General features: G+C 73.5%; 17 protein-coding genes and 1 riboswitch. Of the genes, 10 read left to right on the top strand and 7 right to left on the bottom strand.

Features of this window, described 5'->3' with window-relative positions; all coding sequences use genetic code 11:
• Window positions 1-74 precede the first annotated feature (74 nt).
• Window positions 75-695 carry a helix-turn-helix domain-containing protein gene (locus AB0J46_RS45470; RefSeq protein WP_364341744.1) on the top strand — a complete coding sequence of 207 codons (621 nt, stop codon included), beginning with the start codon at window positions 75-77 and terminating at the stop codon, window positions 693-695.
• Between the two features lie 16 nt (window positions 696-711).
• Here the strand turns inward: AB0J46_RS45470 and AB0J46_RS45465 are convergent, their stop codons facing one another.
• The gene (locus AB0J46_RS45465) at window positions 712-1,686 is read right to left on the bottom strand and encodes a hypothetical protein (RefSeq protein WP_364341742.1); all 975 of its coding nucleotides are present in this window, start codon (window positions 1,684-1,686) and stop codon (window positions 712-714) included.
• Window positions 1,687-1,794: 108 nt separating this feature from the next.
• Window positions 1,795-2,742, bottom strand: coding sequence for an alpha/beta hydrolase (locus AB0J46_RS45460; protein WP_364341740.1), 948 nt, complete (start codon window positions 2,740-2,742; stop codon window positions 1,795-1,797).
• A gap of 200 nt (window positions 2,743-2,942) precedes the next feature.
• Window positions 2,943-3,148: riboswitch (cobalamin riboswitch) on the top strand.
• A 128-nt stretch (window positions 3,149-3,276) separates the two neighbouring features.
• On the opposite strand from AB0J46_RS45460, the gene AB0J46_RS45455 reads away from it, so the two are divergent.
• Together AB0J46_RS45455 and AB0J46_RS45450 are read left to right on the top strand one after the other, a co-directional pair.
• Entirely contained in the window at window positions 3,277-5,712 is a 2,436-nt protein-coding gene (locus AB0J46_RS45455; protein ID WP_364341738.1) for a ribonucleoside-diphosphate reductase subunit alpha, read from the top strand.
• 17 nt (window positions 5,713-5,729) lie between these two features.
• Window positions 5,730-6,725 (top strand): ribonucleotide-diphosphate reductase subunit beta, encoded by a 996-nt coding sequence (locus AB0J46_RS45450; RefSeq protein WP_364341736.1) that lies wholly within the window; start codon window positions 5,730-5,732, stop codon window positions 6,723-6,725.
• Between the two features lie 55 nt (window positions 6,726-6,780).
• Here the strand turns inward: AB0J46_RS45450 and AB0J46_RS45445 are convergent, their stop codons facing one another.
• The gene (locus AB0J46_RS45445; protein ID WP_364341735.1) at window positions 6,781-7,077 is read right to left on the bottom strand and encodes a DUF4287 domain-containing protein; all 297 of its coding nucleotides are present in this window, start codon (window positions 7,075-7,077) and stop codon (window positions 6,781-6,783) included.
• Window positions 7,078-7,183: 106 nt separating this feature from the next.
• Between AB0J46_RS45445 and AB0J46_RS45440 the strand changes: the two genes are divergently transcribed.
• The 3 genes from AB0J46_RS45440 to AB0J46_RS45430 all read left to right on the top strand — a co-directional run bounded on the left by AB0J46_RS45440 (window position 7,184) and on the right by AB0J46_RS45430 (window position 9,468).
• A complete protein-coding gene (locus AB0J46_RS45440; protein ID WP_364341733.1) occupies window positions 7,184-8,029 on the top strand; it encodes an acyl-CoA thioester hydrolase/BAAT C-terminal domain-containing protein in 846 nt (281 codons plus the stop codon).
• Between the two features lie 82 nt (window positions 8,030-8,111).
• Window positions 8,112-8,618, top strand: a complete 507-nt coding sequence (locus tag AB0J46_RS45435; RefSeq protein WP_364341731.1) for a GNAT family N-acetyltransferase — start codon at window positions 8,112-8,114, stop codon at window positions 8,616-8,618.
• Window positions 8,619-8,751: 133 nt separating this feature from the next.
• Window positions 8,752-9,468, top strand: coding sequence for an alpha/beta hydrolase (locus AB0J46_RS45430; RefSeq protein WP_364341729.1), 717 nt, complete (start codon window positions 8,752-8,754; stop codon window positions 9,466-9,468).
• A gap of 310 nt (window positions 9,469-9,778) precedes the next feature.
• On the opposite strand, the gene AB0J46_RS45425 is transcribed toward AB0J46_RS45430, so the two are convergent.
• From AB0J46_RS45425 to AB0J46_RS45415, 3 genes are read right to left on the bottom strand one after another with little or no spacing between them, the layout of a single operon-like run.
• Window positions 9,779-10,420 carry an SDR family oxidoreductase gene (locus tag AB0J46_RS45425; RefSeq protein WP_364341727.1) on the bottom strand — a complete coding sequence of 214 codons (642 nt, stop codon included), beginning with the start codon at window positions 10,418-10,420 and terminating at the stop codon, window positions 9,779-9,781.
• On the bottom strand, window positions 10,417-11,241 hold the full coding sequence (locus AB0J46_RS45420) for an SGNH/GDSL hydrolase family protein (protein ID WP_364341725.1): 825 nt from the start codon (window positions 11,239-11,241) through the stop codon (window positions 10,417-10,419). The genes AB0J46_RS45425 and AB0J46_RS45420 overlap by 4 nt, the downstream gene beginning before the upstream one ends.
• 55 nt (window positions 11,242-11,296) lie before the next feature.
• On the bottom strand, window positions 11,297-12,073 hold the full coding sequence (locus AB0J46_RS45415; protein WP_364341801.1) for an SDR family NAD(P)-dependent oxidoreductase: 777 nt from the start codon (window positions 12,071-12,073) through the stop codon (window positions 11,297-11,299).
• 69 nt (window positions 12,074-12,142) lie between these two features.
• Here AB0J46_RS45415 and AB0J46_RS45410 point away from each other — a divergent pair, with 69 nt between their 5' ends.
• The gene (locus AB0J46_RS45410) at window positions 12,143-12,610 is read left to right on the top strand and encodes a MarR family transcriptional regulator (protein WP_364341723.1); all 468 of its coding nucleotides are present in this window, start codon (window positions 12,143-12,145) and stop codon (window positions 12,608-12,610) included.
• 122 nt (window positions 12,611-12,732) lie between these two features.
• Window positions 12,733-13,488: a sigma 54 modulation/S30EA ribosomal C-terminal domain-containing protein gene (locus AB0J46_RS45405; protein ID WP_364341721.1), complete on the top strand. Its 756-nt coding sequence runs from the start codon at window positions 12,733-12,735 to the stop codon at window positions 13,486-13,488.
• A 51-nt stretch (window positions 13,489-13,539) separates the two neighbouring features.
• Here the strand turns inward: AB0J46_RS45405 and AB0J46_RS45400 are convergent, their stop codons facing one another.
• Entirely contained in the window at window positions 13,540-13,965 is a 426-nt protein-coding gene (locus AB0J46_RS45400; protein WP_364341719.1) for a pyridoxamine 5'-phosphate oxidase family protein, read from the bottom strand.
• A gap of 211 nt (window positions 13,966-14,176) precedes the next feature.
• Between AB0J46_RS45400 and AB0J46_RS45395 the strand changes: the two genes are divergently transcribed.
• Together AB0J46_RS45395 and AB0J46_RS45390 are read left to right on the top strand one after the other, a co-directional pair.
• Window positions 14,177-15,343, top strand: coding sequence for a globin domain-containing protein (locus AB0J46_RS45395; RefSeq protein WP_364341717.1), 1,167 nt, complete (start codon window positions 14,177-14,179; stop codon window positions 15,341-15,343).
• A gap of 85 nt (window positions 15,344-15,428) precedes the next feature.
• Entirely contained in the window at window positions 15,429-15,920 is a 492-nt protein-coding gene (locus tag AB0J46_RS45390; protein ID WP_364341715.1) for a hypothetical protein, read from the top strand.
• Window position 15,921: the final 1 nt, after the last annotated feature.

Here is a 15,921-nt window from a genome sequence, read left to right as displayed (position 1 = left end):
TTGCGGTCGAGGTGACCGTAGCAACTAAGTGGGCACGTTGTCCACTTATGTCGAGGTGGGTTAGAGTCGCCGCCATGGAGTCCCGTACCGAGTTGCTGACCGGACGTCCCGTGGGGGAGGCGGGCCGCCCGCGCGAGCGCGCCGACGCCGCCCGCAACCGCGCCAAGGTGCTCGCCGCGGCGGCCGAGCTGTTCGCCACCCGCGACCCGCGCGGCGTGACCATGGACGACATCGCCAAGGCCGCCGGCGTCGGGCGGGGCACGCTCTACCGCCGCTATCCCGACACCGTCTCGATCGCGCAGGCCCTGCTGGACGAGCACGAGCGCGGGCTGCAGGAACGCCTGCTGCGCGGCGACCCGCCGCTCGGCCCCGGCGCGCCCCCCGCCGACCGGCTCGCCGCCTTCTACGCCGCGATGGTCGGCCTGCTGGAGGAGCACATCTCGCTCGTCCTGGGCGCCGAGCAGGGCGCGCTGCGCTACGCCACCGGCGCCTACGGGTTCTGGCGGGCGCACGTGCGGGTGCTGCTGGCCGAGGCGGGCGTCCCGGAGACCGAGGCGCTGGCCGACATCCTCCTCGCCCCGCTGGGCCCCGACGTCTACGCCGAGCAGCGCAGGCGCGGGCTCACCCCCGAGCAGATCACCGCCGCCCTGGCCCGGCTGGCGCACGGCATCGTCGCCCGGGACGCCGGGCGCTGACCGCGCCGGCGGCGGCTCACCCCCAGGCCGCCGCCTTGTCGTACGGGTCGACGTTCCTGAAGGCCATCCCGACGATCTCCTCGACGTCGTCGTCGCCGTAGGTCCCGGGCAGGACGAGGCCGAGGCGTTCGAACAGCGCCCGCACCTCCTCGACCGTGGGCGAGAACGACAACGTCACGTCGTCGGCGCCCCTGAGGTTCAGCGGGCGCGCCTGGCGGAGACTGGCGTGCAGCTCGGTGGCCCAGCAGTCGAGGGCGAGCGCGTTCCCGGTGATGACGGTGGCGGGGAAGCCGGGGCCCCGCTGCGTGATGAACATGTGGCGGGAGGACAGCTCGTAGCGGAACGTCGAGGCGATCGAGGAGAACCCGATCTCGATGTCCAGGAGCTCGTAACGCTGGTGATGCCAGCAGGCGGACAGCACGGTCGCGTAGAGCTCCCTGCGGGTGCCGTCGGCGGTCCAGGTCAGCTCCGGGCTGTCGTCGTCCAGCGCCAGGCTGCGGTGCAGGCGGACGAACCGCTCGCACAGCGCGAGGTCGTCCGGGTCCAGGATCTCCAGCCGGACCAGCAGCGCCCGCCGTCCCTGCCGGGCCTTGGCCAGGCATTCCGGCAGCGTCACCGCCCGCACGTAGGCGCCGGTCGAGCCCTTGAAGATCCACCGGTCGGTGTCCCCGCGCGCCTGCGCCAGCACCCGGTTGAACTCCTCGCCCCGCACCAGCCGGACCGCCGACTGCTCCTGGAGCAGGGACGGCAGCAGGTCGAGCTTGCGATCGGCGGCGAGCACGGCCCGCTCCACGGCGTTCTCCGCCGACTGCGCCCGCGTCCGGCTGCGCAGCATGACGAACGCGAGCACCGCCAGCGTGGCCACGGTGGCGTTGCTGACGGCCTCCGCGGTGGCGATGCCCGCGACGTCGAGGACGCTCACGACGACCGCCACCGCCAGGGCGACGAGGATGTCGACGTTGACGCCGATCCAGGCGAGGATGCGCTTCACTGACCGTCCCATCGCGAGGGGTCACGGGGTGACACCCCGAATCATGAAGCAGAACCCGGCGCCGCGCGAGGGGCCGGCCGGTCCTCGCCTGCCCGCTCCGGTCGCGGGTTACGCGGGGAGGGCGTCGCGGAGGAAGGTCAGGATGTCCGCCCGCGCGTCCGCGGCCTGGGGGGCCAGCACCGGCATGCTGAGGAAGGCGTGCCCGGCCTCGGGGTACTCGGCCAGGCGGGCGGGGGTGCCGGCGGCCCGCAGCGCCTCGGCGTAGCGGCGGCCGTGGTCGGCGATCGGGTCGTGGGTCGGCACCGCCACGAGCGCCGGGGCCAGCCCGCCCAGGTCGCCGGCGTGCAGCGGGGAGAGCGCGCGGGCGTCCGTCCCCTCGGGCACGGCGAGCCGGTGGAACAGCCGCAGCACCGGCACGCTGAGCGTCGGGGTGTCGGCGTACTGGGCCATCGAGGGGTGGTCGAACATCGTCCCGGCCACCTCCACGGCGGGGTTGACCAGCACCTGGGCCTTCAGGGGCAGACCTGCGTCGCGGGCCCTGATCGCCGCCAGGGCGCAGATCAGGCCGCCGCAGCTCTCGCCGAACAGGACGGCCCGCGCCGGGTCGACGCCCCACTGCGCGGCGTGCTCCAGCACGTGCCGGAGCACGTCCCAGCCGTCGTCGGCGGCGGCGGCCAGCGGCGTGTGCCGGTCGAGGAGGCGGTGGTCCACCGAGACGACGACGGCGGGCAGGTGGGCGGCGAGGTGGCTGTTGACCCAGTCGCTCTGCGGCGCCGTGCCGACGAAGCCGCCTCCGTGCACGTGCAGCACGAGCGGCAGGACGTCCCCCGGCCCGGCCGCTCGGGGCCGGTGGACCCGGACGCGGATGTCGCGGCCGGGCAGCGCCACCGTCCGCCAGTCGATGGCGGCGCCGGGATCCGGCCGGCCGGTGATCGCCTGTGCCTCGACGGAGGCGCGCAGCCGGTTCTCCGCCTCGACGTAGGCGGCCAGTTCGGCGGGGGTGACGGTGTCCCAGTCCGGCGTGACCGGACGGCGGCCGGTGGAGGTCTCGCTCATGGTCGTCTCCTCAGGTTTTCGCTACTTGAAGTATCGATACCTAAGGTAGCGAAAACTGGCATGGCCGGTCTATGACCTCGATCACATGTCGGCCCGCCCGTGAGGCGCGCGAGGAGCGGCCCCGCGGCGGGTGGCCGGATCGGAGCGGGGGTTCTTCGCAACACGAGATGTTGGGTGTGACTTTTTGATCCGCCCTATATATGGTGTCTCCCGCAGCCGGTTCGGTCGCCCCGCCAGGGCGGCCGAGGCAAGAGGGAACCCGGTGGGAATCCGGGACTGCCCCGCAGCGGTAAGTGGGAACGAACGCCGTCAGACGCACTGGGCCAAGGGCCCGGGAAGCGACGGCCAGTAGGCAGCGACAGCATGCCCACGAGTCCGAAGACCTGCCGGCGCGCCGCGCGCGATCATGCGCGCGCGGCTGGTCCGAGACCGCGCGGGACGGTGGACGGCACCGGCGAGAGGGCTGTGGCGCCTCGCCGTCCGCCTCCTGCGCGCGTTCTCGGCCATTGACCGAGTTCACGAGGGGAGAGCGCAGTGACGGTCACAGGGGACCCGATGACGGACCTGGCCGGGACGGCGCGGGCGGACGCCGACAGGTCCGCGCCGCGGCGCGTCCAGATGCAGGTGCGCAAGCGCAACGGCACCGCGGAGCCGGTCGACGTCAACAAGATCGTACGTGCGGTGGAGCACTGGGCGACCGATCTGACGGACATCGACCCGATGCGGGTGGCCACCAAGACGATCAGCGGCCTCTACGACGGGGCCACCACCGCCGAGCTGGACCGGCTGTCCATCCAGACGGCCGCCGAGATGATCGGCGAGGAGCCGCAGTACTCGCGGCTGGCCGCGCGGCTGCTGTCGGGCTACATCGACAAGGAGGTCCGCGGGCAGGGCGTGGCCTCCTTCAGCCAGGCGATCCGGCTGGGCCACGCCGAGGGGCTCATCGGCGACGAGACCGCCGAGTTCGTCAACGCCAACGCCCGCAAGCTCGACGACGCCATCGACGTCACCGCCGACCTGCGGTTCGAGTACTTCGGGCTGCGCACGGTCTATGACCGTTACCTGCTGCGCCACCCGTCCACCCGGCTGGTGGTGGAGACGCCGCAGTACTGGCTGCTGCGCGTGGCCTGCGGGCTGGCCGAGACGCCCGCCGAGGCGGTCGGCTTCTACCGGCTCATGTCGTCGCTGGCCTATCTGCCCAGCTCGCCGACGCTGTTCAACTCCGGCACCCGGCACACCCAGATGTCCTCCTGCTACCTGGTCGACTCGCCCCGTGACGAGATCGGCTCCATCTACGACCGCTACGCCCAGGTGGCGCAGCTGTCGAAGTTCGCCGGCGGGATCGGCATCTCCTGGTCGCGGGTGCGCTCCCGGGGCGCGCTGATCCGCGGCACGAACGGGCACTCCAACGGCATCGTCCCGTGGCTGCGCACGCTCGACGCGTCCGTGGCCGCCGTCAACCAGGGCGGCCGGCGCAAGGGCGCGGCCTGCGTCTACCTGGAGCCCTGGCACCCGGACGTCGAGGAGTTCCTGGAACTGCGCGACAACACCGGCGAGGACGCCCGCCGCACCCACAACCTCAACCTGGCCAACTGGATCCCCGACGAGTTCATGCGCCGGGTCGAGGCCGACGGCACCTGGTCGCTGTTCGACCCCGACGAGGTCCCCGAGCTGCCCGACCTGTGGGGCGAGGCGTTCGAGGAGGCCTACCGCGCCGCCGAGCGCGACGGCCGGTACGTCCGGCAGGTCAAGGCCCGCGACCTGTACGCCAAGATGATGCGCACCCTGGCCCAGACCGGCAACGGCTGGATGACCTTCAAGGACGCCGCCAACCGCCTGTGCAACCAGGCGGCCGAGCCCGGCAACGTCGTGCACCTGTCCAACCTGTGCACCGAGATCGTCGAGGTGTCCAGCGACGCCGAGACCGCCGTCTGCAACCTGGGCTCGGTCAACCTCGCCGCCCACCTGGCGGGCACGGGCCCCGGCGGCGACATCGACTGCGGCATCGACTGGGAGCGGCTGCGCGCCACCGTCCGCACCGCGGTCACCTTCCTCGACCGGGTGATCGACATCAACTACTACCCGAGCGAGCAGGCCGCGGCCAGCAACCCGCGCTGGCGCCCGGTCGGCCTCGGCGTGATGGGCCTGCAGGACGTCTTCTTCGCCCTGCGCCTGCCGTTCGACTCGGCCGAGGCCAAGGAGCTGTCCACCCGGATCGCCGAGGAGATCTACCTGTCGGCGCTGGAGACCTCCGCCGGCCTGGCCGAGCGCTTCGGCGCCCACCCCGCCTACGACCAGACCTGGGCGGCCCGCGGCCGGCTCCAGCACGACCTGTGGGGTCAGAGCGGCACCCAGGCCGGGCGCTGGGACGCGGTGCGCGAGCGCATCGCCGCCCACGGCCTGCGCAACTCGCTGCTGATCGCGATCGCGCCGACCGCCACCATCGCCTCGATCGTCGGCTGCTACGAGTGCATCGAGCCGCAGGTGTCCAACCTGTTCAAGCGCGAGACGCTGAGCGGGGAGTTCCTGCAGATCAACAACGCGCTGGTGGCCGAGCTGAAGTCGCGCGGCCTGTGGGACGACCGCGTCCGGGCGGCCATCAAGCAGGCCGAGGGCTCGGTGCAGGGCATCGCCGAGCTGCCGGAGGACGTGCGCCGGCTGTTCCGCACCGCCTGGGAGCTGCCGCAGCGGGCGCTGATCGACATGGCCGCCGCGCGCTCGCCGTTCATCGACCAGAGCCAGTCGCTCAACCTGTTCATGAGCGCGCCGACGATCGACAAGCTCTCCTCGATGTACCTGTACGCCTGGAAGTCCGGCCTGAAGACCACCTACTACCTGCGCTCGCGCCCGGCCACCCGCATCCAGCAGGCCACCGTGCCCGTCGCGCCCCTCGCGCCCCTCGCGAACAAGTCCGAGGAGGCCCTGGTGTGCTCCCTGGAGAACCCCGAGTCGTGCGAGGCCTGCCAGTGACCCCCGAGGAGAATCCGATGTTGCTCGACCCGGGCATGAGCCTGACCCTGCGGCCCATGCGCTACCCCCTGTTCTTCGACCGCTACCGCGACGCGATCAAGAACACCTGGACGGTCGAGGAGGTGGACCTGCACTCCGACCTGAACGACCTGCCCAAGCTGTCGGCGGCCGAGCGCCACCTGGTCAGCCGGCTGGTCGCCTTCTTCGCCACGGGCGACACGATCGTGGCCAACAACCTGGTGCTCAACCTCTACCAGCACGTCAACGCCCCCGAGGCGCGCCTGTACCTGAGCAGGCAGCTGTTCGAGGAGGCGGTGCACGTCCAGTTCTACCTGAACCTGCTGGACACGTACGTGCCGGACGAGGAGGAGCGGTTCGCGGCGTTCGCGGCGGTGGAGAACATCCCCTCCATCCGGCGCAAGGCCGAGTTCTGCTTCCGCTGGATCGACTCCATCGGCAGCCTCCAGCGGCTGGAGACCCGCGAGGACCGGCGGGCGTTCCTGCTGAACCTGATCTGCTTCGCCGCCTGCATCGAGGGCCTGTTCTTCTACGGCGCGTTCGCCTACGTCTACTTCCTGCGCTCGCGCGGCCTGCTGAACGGGCTGGCCTCGGGCACCAACTGGGTCTTCCGCGACGAGTCCATGCACATGGCCTTCGCCTTCGACGTGGTGGACGTCGTCCGGCAGGAGGAGCCGGACCTCTTCGACGAGGAGATGGCCGGTCAGGTCAGGGAGATGCTGGCCGAGGCGGTCGACTGCGAGGCGCAGTTCGCCGAGGACCTGCTCGGGCAGGGCGTGCCGGGCATGTCGACCGCGGACATGCGCTCGTACCTGGAGCACGTGGCCGACCGGCGGCTGGCCCAGCTCGGCATCGAGCCGCTGTACGGATCGAAGAACCCGTTCGCGTTCATGGAGCTGCAGGACGTGCAGGAGCTGTCGAACTTCTTCGAGCGGCGGGTGTCGGCGTACCAGGTGGGGGTGACCGGCTCGGTCAGCTTCGACGCCGACTTCTGACCCTTACAGATCTACAACGTAAAGCGGCCCGGCGGGGTGAGCCCCGCCGGGCGGGTCAGGCGGGCTCCGGGCGGTTGTCCTTGCCGTCCAGCCAGAGGACGTCGGACTCGTCGCGGTGGGAACCGGTGGTGCCGACGTGCTTGGCGTCGATCTGCGGACCCTTCTTGATCACGTGGACGAGGGCCATGGCGTGGCCGCGTCCGAGGTCGTAGTCCTGTTTGAGCCAGTCGATGATCGTCCCGGCCTTGGTGGACGGGGCGTCGAAGCCGCGTTCCTGGGCCAGGGCGATGAACTCGCGGGGGGTCAGCCCGGTCTTGCCTTCGATGTTGTCCAGGTAAGCCTGGAAGGACATGATGTTCTCCGCTCCGTCATGGGGTGTTGTGGCCATGATGCACCATTTCGGTGGGCGCGCCGTCTCAGTAGAATGCCGTTCCGCCGAGTGCCGAGGGGTGACGGTGATGGACGAGCGCGAACTGAGCTGCCCGTGGGAAGGCGTCCTGGTCACACCGGGTCCGGCCGTCCGCACGGGCGTGCTCGTGCTGGCGGGGTCGAGCGGGCGGATCGAACGGGACAGGGCCCGCCTGCTGGCCGCGGAGGGGGTGACCGCGCTGTCGATCCGCTGGTTCGGCGGTCCCGGGCAGCCGCCGGGCATCTGCGAGATCCCGCTGGAGACGTTCGTGTCGGCCGTCGATCTGCTGGAGTCCACCGGCGTCCGGCGGGTCTGCGTGCTGGGCATGTCGAAGGGGGCCGAGGCCGCGCTGCTGACCGCCGTCCGGGATCGGCGGATCGGCGGGGTGGTGGCGCTGTCGCCGACCTCGCTCGTGTGGGGCAACGTCGGGCCGGGGCCGGACGGGGAGAGACGTCCCTACCGGTCGTCCTGGACGTGGCGGGGGCGGCCGCTGCCGTTCGTCCCGTACGACGACGACTGGGCCGAGGCCGAGCCCGAGCACGGCCCGCTGGCCCTGCGCGAGCTGTACGAGCTCAGCGAGCGCACGTTCGCCGATCTGTTGCCGGCCGCGGAGATCCCGATCGAGGCGGCGGCGGCCGACGTGCTGCTGGTGGCGGGCGGGGATGACGCCATGTGGCCGTCCCTGCCGTTCGCCGCGCGGCTGGCCGCCCGGCGTCGTGCCGCCGGCCGCCCGGTGCGGGTGGTCAGCCGGGTCGAGGCCGGTCATCGTCCGCGCCTGCCGGGGGAGGGGCCCGCCCCCGAGTCGCCGGACTTCGTCTACGGGGGCGACCCGGTCGCCGACGCCGGGCTCGGGGCCGACGCCTGGCCGCACATCCTCGACCTGCTGCACGGCTGACGCCCGCGGCTCCCCTGCGATGATCGTCTTCTGCTAGTTTGTACCTTCCGGCCGGATGTTGCATCTGGCCGAGAGTGCTTGTATGACCATTTCTCCGGTAATTGTGCGGCCCGTCGAGGCCGCGGACCATCCCGCCGTCGAACGCCTCTGGCTGATGTTCCGTCACGACATGGCGGACTTCCAGGGCGGGCTCCCCGACCCCGACGGCACCTACCACGGCGACCGCCTGCGCACCGCCCTCGATGACGACGACTGGACGGCCTACCTGTTCACCAGCGGCGACCGGCCGGTCGGGTTCGCGTTCGTCCGTGCGGCGACCGGCCCGGTGCGGGTGCTGAACAGCTTCTTCGTGGTCCGCGGGGCGCGCCGGTCGGGGATCGGGCTGCGGGTCGTCCGGGAGGTGATCTCCCGGCATCCCGGGCCGTGGCGGATCGCCTTCCAGGACGCCAACACGGCGGGCGTGGCGTTCTGGCGGCGCGTCGCGACCGAGTTCGCCGGCGAGGCGTGGACGGAGGAGCGCCGGCCCGTCCCGAACCGCCCGGACGTCCCGCCGGATGTGTGGATCTCCTTCACCGCAGCCGAAATCTGATGGTGTGGTACGTTTTCGCCACGCATCGAACTGAGGAGGTGAGACCGATCAACGTTGTGACAGGTCGGGGCTCCCTCACGCGCATCGCCTAGGGAGCGCCCGCACAAGGCATCCCGAAAGGCTCAGGACGCGCATGCGTTTTCTCTCCCGGACGTCGGCCGACGGCGTCATCGAACGATCCTTCGCCCTCGGCGACCTCCCCGGCGTCCTGTGGACCCCGCAGGACGCCGAACCCCGCGGCCTGGTCCTCATCGGGCACGGCGGCGGGCAGCACAAGCAGGCCCCGGGCGTCGTGGGACGCGCGCACCGGCTGGCAGCCGAACGCGGCTTCGCGGCGGCGGCCATCGACGCGCCGGCCCACGGCGACCGGCCCAGAAGCGCCGAACACGAGCGGATCATCGCCGCGATGCGGGAGCGGATGGCCGGCGCGGGCGACCCCACCCCGCTGCTGGCCGAGCTGCACACGCTGCTGGCCGCCCAGACCGTGCCGGAGTGGCGGTCGGTCCTGGACGCGCTCGGCGACCAGGGTCCGGTCGGCTACTGGGGCGTGTCGCTGGGCTGTGCCCTGGGGATCCCGCTGGTGGCCGCCGAGCCGCGGATCGGCGCGGCGGTCCTGGGGCTGAGCGGCACCGCGCCGGCCTCGGCCCAGGCCGCCGCCGGGATCACCGTCCCGGTGCGGTTCCTGCTGCAGTGGGACGACGAACGGGTGCCGCGGGCCGAGGCCCTGGCCCTGTTCGACGCCCTGGCCTCGGCCGAGAAGACGCTGCACGCCAACCCCGGCGGGCACGCGGACGTGCCGGACTTCGAGATCGACAGCGCCCTGCGCTTCCTCGCCGACCGGCTGGCCTGAGGCCGCCGCCGGCCGGTCGGCTGCTGCGGCTGACGGGGGCGGCCGCGGTGGCCACGACGGCGGCGATGGTCCTGCCGTCCGGGCGGGCGGCGGCGACGCCGTCCGGAGAAGCGCAGACGCAGGGGGCGGACGGCCCGGAGGCGCGGGACCGGGGCCGGCGGTTGCGCACCGAGCAGCTCCGCGCCGACGGCGACAGCCTCCGGCGCAGCGCCGAGCTGACCAGGCAGAGCCCGGCCGGCCAGACGCCCCTGCGGATCCCGGCCGGACCACCCCGCCGGAATGTCGCCTTCGCCGGCGTTCGCCTGGCAGGTCAGGAGCCGCCGGCGATCTCGACGACGGCGTGGCGGTTGTGCTCGTCGGTGAGGTGGTCGAGCAGGTAGTGGGCCAGGTCGGCGCGGGAGATCGAGCCCGCCTTGGCCAGGGGCGCGTTCTCGGCGGTGCGGTAGCGGCCGGTCAGGGGCCCGTCGGTGAGCATCGGCGGGCGCACGATCGTCCAGTCGATGTCGTGGGCGGCGGTGACGGCGGCCTCCATGCGTCTCATGTCGGCGTAGCCGTGCCGGTAGAGGCGCTGGATCACGAAGCGGGTGACCAGGCGGCGGCCCAGCGGCGTGCCCGGCGGGATGTCCAGACCCGCCGACGACAGGCACAGCAGGCGGCGCACCCCGCTGTCGCGCATGGCGGCGATGACGTTGGCGGTGCCCTGGGAGTAGACGGTGGTGGGGTGGCCGCGGTCGGTGCTGCCCAGGCAGGACAGCACGGCCTCGTGCCCGGCGACGGCGTCCCGCCAGGGGCCGGGGGTCAGCACGTCGCCGCCGATCACGCTCACCCGCTCGCCCGCCGGGACGCGGGCGGGGTCGCGGGCCAGGACGGTGACGTCGTGCCCGGCGGCGACCGCCTGCTCGACCACCTGGCGGCCGGTCCCGCCGGTCGCGCCGAGGACCATCAGCTTCATGCCGCACCGGCCAGGGCCCGTACGACGGCCTCGGCGATCTCGCGCTGGCCCTCGATGCTCAGGTGCACGCCGTCGTCGAGGAAGTGGTGGTCCTCGCGGACGGCGAGCCTGGTGTCCACGGTCGGCTCGGGACGGCCCAGCAGGTGGTCGGCGGTGGCGTCGACGTCCTTGCCGGCCCAGGTGATGCCGGCGCGCCGGAAGTGCGGGTAGGCGGCGGCGCGCGGCTCGTCGAAGGGGCTGGGCGTGAGCCAGACCCAGCGGACGGGCCCGCGTTGCTGGGCCAGGTCGTGCAGCATGGCCAAATTGCGCTCGGTCTCGGCGGCGCTGACCAGGGTGGGCGCGTCGGGGGCCAGGTGCTGGGCGTCGTTGGCGCCGATCATGCACAGCACCAGGTCGGGCCGCTGGAAGCCGAGGGCGGGGAGCTGGGTGAGCGCCTGGGTGGTGGTGCTGCCGGTGATCGCCAGGTTGGTGAAGCGGACGGCGTCGCCGGGACGGCGCAGCGCGACCAGCTGGCGCAGGATCTCGAACCAGGACAGGCGGTCGGCGGTGGTGCTCTCGCCGAGGGCCACCACGTGGAAGACGTCGCGGGAGCCCTCGGGGTGCAGGGGCAGCCGGTCGACGGCGTCGGCGAGGCCGGGCCGGGCCAGCAGTGTCTCGGCGGCCTGCCGGGTCTGGTGGTCGAAGGCGTCCAGCAGCGCGCGGTAGGCGTCGGCGTCGAGGCCGAACAGGGCGGCGAGGCGGGCCTCGTCCGCGCCGATCAGGTACGGCAGGGCGCCGGGCCGCTGGAACCGGACGAGCCGTTCGGTCATCGGGTCGGTCATGACATGGCCTCCGTCTGGACGGTGGATGCGGGGGACGGGCGGAGCGTGGCGTTCATCATGAGACCCGTCCGCCGGTGAGGTCGAGGGTCGCCCCGGTCACCCAGGAGGCGGCGGGCGAGGCGAGGTAGAGGACGGCCTGGGCGACGTCGGCGGGACGGCCGACGCGCCCGAGCGGGAAGGCCGCGGCGAGCTGGGCGAGCCGCTCGGCGGGCAGCGCGGCGAGCTTGTCGTTGAGCACGGCCGAGGGCGCCAGGCAGTTGACCCGCACGCCGTCGCCGCCCACCTCGGCGGCCAGGTGCCGGGCGAACATGACCACGCCCGCCTTGGCGGCGGCGTAGGCGGCGTTGGCGCCTCCGGGCTGCCGGCCCGCGGTGGACGACATCAGGATGATCGACCCGTCCCGCCGCTCCAGCATGCCCGGCAGGAACTCGTGGACGGTGAGGAACACCGAGGTCAGGTCGGACTCCAGCACGGCGCGCCAGCGGCCGGGGTCGAGCCCCGCGGTCGGCGCGGGCGCGCCCTGCCCGCCGGCGAACGGGGCCAGGATGTCCACCGGCCCGAGCGCGGCCTCCACCTCGGCGCGGATGCGGGCCAGGGCGCCGGTGTCGGTCACGTCGCCGGGCGCGGCCAGCGCCCGGCCGCCCTCGGCGGTGATCGAGGCGACGACGCGGTCCACCGCCTCGGTGTCGCGGCCGGTGACCGCGACCCGGACGCCGTTGGCGGCCAGCGCGTGGCAGGTCGCCGCGCCGATGCCGCGGGAACCGCCGGTGACGAGGGCGACCTTGCCCTCCAGTCCTGGATGTCTGGGCCAGTCAGGCCGGTCGGTGGTCATCACGGATTGCTTCTCTCTGGAGAAAGGTTCACTGTTGTGAAAGGTTCTGTGCGGAGTACAGTATGCGCTGTGTCCGCGTCCCGCAACCGCCCGATGGGCGTCGCCTTCCTGCTCGCGCAGCTCGGCGCGCACGCCGCCGGCCGGTTCGCCGCGCGGGTCGCCGAGCTCGGCCTGTCGCCGTCCGACGTCGGGCTGCTGCGGATGATCGCCCTCCAGCCGGGCCGCAGCCAGCAGTCGCTCGCCGCCGACCTCGGCGTCGTGCCCAGCCGGGTCACCGCGCTGCTCGACCCGCTCGACCGGGCCGGCCTGGTGGAGCGGCGCCGCTCGGCCGGCGACCGCCGCAACCACGAGCTGCACCTGACCGAGCAGGGCGCGAAGGTGATGGAGGACATCAGGAAGACCGCGATGGCGCACGAGGCCGACCTGACCTCGTGCCTCAGCCCCGACCAGCGTGGTCAGTTGCTCGCCCTGCTGGAGCTGGTCGCCGCCGACCAGGGCCTGACGCCGGGCGTGCATCCCGGTTACCGCCGCTCCTGACGCGGCCCGCCGCGCGGCGGGCCGTAGGTCCCCGCGCGGGAGGACCTACGGCTCTGGCCGCCGCATCCGCCCAGGCCAGAGGCTTGGATCATCACCACCGGATGCGAAGAAGGTGTTCACGAATGAGGCACAGGCCCATCGCCCTTGACGCCGACGACGTGCAGGTCAGGATCCGCGGCGGCGGCGTGCGCGCGGCCGACGTGCGGCGTGCCCGCCACACCGTGGCCGACCTGACCCGGCTCGCCCACGAGCCGGTGCTCGGCGCGACGGTCAAGCTCGCCGCCACACCGCAGGTCGCGGGGGAGCGGCGGACGGCCGAGGCCGTGGTGGACGTCCAGGGCCGGCTCATCAGGGCCCGGGCCGGCGCCGGCTCCACCCGCGCCGCCATCCACCTGCTCGGCGACCGGCTGCGGGCGCGGCTGCTGGAGAGCACCCGGGACTGGGAGAACCGGCGCGGCCGCCACCCCCGTCCGCCCCACCCGGCCCCGCCCGCCGGGGAACGCCGGATCGTCCGGACCTGCACGGCCGCCCGCGCCGTGCCCGACGAGGCGGCGGTGGACATGGACGACCTCGACTACGACTTCCTGCTGTTCACCGAGACCGCGACCGGCCAGGACAGCGTGATCTACCGCACCGGCGACGGCTACCGCCTCGCCCAGCTCGACCCCCGGCCCGACCTGCCGGCGCCGACCTGCGCGGGGATCTCGGTCAGCCCGCTGCCCGCCCCCCGCCTCACCGCCGGGCAGGCCCTCGACCGGCTGGAGCTGACCGGATTCCCGTTCGTCTTCTTCGCCGACTCCGCCACCGGGGCGGGCTGCCTCCTCTACCGCCGCGACGACGGGGACTACGGCCTGGTGACCACCGCGCACGAGGACTGAGCACCGGCGCCGCCCCCGGCCAGGGGGCGGCGCCGCCCGTTCAAGAACCCGTCACACGACGGCCGCGCGGGCGGGCGCGATGCGGCGGCCGGAGATCTGCTCGGCCTCCACCACGATGTAGTGGTCCCGGTCGCCCGGCGCCCACGTCGTCAGCGGCAGCTCGGCCAGGCGGGCCAGCTCGGCGGCGTCGGTCACCTCGCGCGCGTGCCCCACCGCCGTGACCGACCAGCCGGTACGCCGCCCGGCGTCGAAGTCGTCGGCCTCGAAGGCCACCACGGCCCGCCGGGTGGCCGCCGCCAGCTTCGACCCCGTCGCGGTGCGGATCACGATGGACCGCCCGTCGAGGCAGAAGTTCACCGGCTGGACGGCGGGCAGGGCACGATCGGTGAACACGATCCGCCCGATGGGCATCGAGGACAGCAGCAGGAAGCACTCCTCCTCGGAGAGCACCTGCAGTCCGGACGAGTCGAGCTGCATGCTCTCCAGGATCCCCCACCCGCCCCCGCCCGCGGCAGGGACGAAAGTCCCATCTTCCCCGGCGACCGGCCCCCGGACGGCCGGATGTCCCGTCCGGGACCTTCGACCCTTCAAGTGCGGACGTTCGCCCCGGTCAGCGGCCGGGCCCCGCTCCCTAGCCTGAGAACCGGCCCGCCGTCGCGGGTCTCACCCTGGGACTGTGGAGGTCACAATGTTGTCCGCGGAATCCGCCGCCGTCGTCCGCGCCACGCTGCCCGTCGTGGGCGCCTCGCTCGACGCCATCACCGAGCGGTTCTACGCGACGATGTTCGCCGAGCGGCCCGAGCTGCTGGACGGCCTGTTCAACCGCGGCAACCAGGCCAGCGGCGAGCAGCGCAAGGCGCTGGCGGCCTCCGTCGCCGCCTTCGCCACCACCCTCCTGGACCACCCCGACCAGCGGCCCGACCACCTGCTCGCGCGGATCGCGCACAAGCACACCGCGGTCGGCGTCACCGACGACCAGTACGTGATCGTGCACAAGTACCTGTTCGGCGCGATCGCCGAGGTGCTGGGCGAGGCCGTCACGCCGCAGGTCGCCGCCGCCTGGGACGAGGTGTACTGGCTGATGGCCGGCGCCCTGATCGCGATGGAGGCCCGCCTCTACGCCGAGGCCGGCGCCGTCGAGGGCCGCACGTGGCGGCGCTGGCGGGTGGCCGGCCGCCGCGAGGAGACGCCCGACGTCACCTCCTTCCTGCTCACCCCGCTCGGCGAGGAGCCCCCGCCGCCCGCCCGCCCCGGCCAGTACGTCAGCGTCCAGGTCGAGATGCCCGACGGCGTGCGCCAGCTCCGCCAGTACACGCTGTCCAACGCCGGCGACGGCCTGCGCCGGATCACCGTCAAGCGCGTGGACGGCGACCCCGTCGGCGAGGTGTCCACCCTGCTGCACGCCACCGTGCGCCAGGGCGACGAGCTCACCCTGTCGGCGCCCTTCGGCGACGTCACCCTGGACGACTCCGAGGCGCCGCTGGTGCTGGTGAGCGCCGGCATCGGCGCCACCCCCATGGTCGCCATGCTCGACCACCTCGCCGCCACCGGCTCCCGCCGCCGCGTCCTGGCCCTGCACGCCGACCGCTCGCCCGACCGGCACGCGCTGCGCGAGGACATGACCCGCCTGGCCCCCGACCACGTCTTCTGGTACGAGCACGGCGCCCAGGCCCCCGACCGCGACGGCCTGATGGACCTCGGCGGCGTGCCGATCCCGCAGGGCGCGGTCGCCTACCTGTGCGGGCCGCTGCCGTTCATGCGCGAGGCGCGCGCCGCGCTGCTCAAGGCCGGCGTGGCGGCCCGCGACGTGCACTACGAGGTCTTCGGGCCCGACCTGTGGCTCGCCGCCGGCTGACCGCCCGCCCCGGCGGCCCGCCCGGCGGCCCGCCCGTCGGCCCACCCGCCGGTCCACCGGCGATCCACGTGACCAGGAGGATGAGATGAGCGTTGTCCGAGGCGCGGCGAGGGCGCTGCTGGGCGCCGCCGGCGCCGCGATGACGGCCGCCGGACCCGTCATGGCCGCCCGAGGCGTCCAGGCGCGCGGCGAGATCCGCGACGAGCTGCGCCGGCAGGCCATCAGTTTCCCCGGCAAGGGGCTGCCCGCCGAGCTCGCCGCCCACCAGGGCCGCGCCGTGCTGACCGGCCCGCAGGCCAGGGCCTACGCCCAGGTGATCGGCCGCAACGTGCTGACCGCCACCGGCGGCCGGACGTACGCGCAGGTCAGCGCCGAGCTGTTCGCGGCGGGCGGCGCGGACGCCGAGCTGGAGGGCCTGCGGCAGACCGCCTTCACCGGCCAGATGCTGCGCGCCTCCCTGCTCAACGCCTACCAGGCCTGGCAGCTCGGCAACCTGGCCATCGGCCTCGGCGGGCTGCTGACGCTCACCGGCGCCGCCCTGCTGACCTGCGGCGCCACCCTCGCCGCCGACGAGTGAC

The organism is Nonomuraea sp. NPDC049758 (assembly GCF_040674635.1).
Taxonomy (GTDB): Bacteria; Actinomycetota; Actinomycetes; order Streptosporangiales; family Streptosporangiaceae; genus Nonomuraea.
This window is presented reverse-complemented; position numbering and strand designations above follow the sequence as displayed.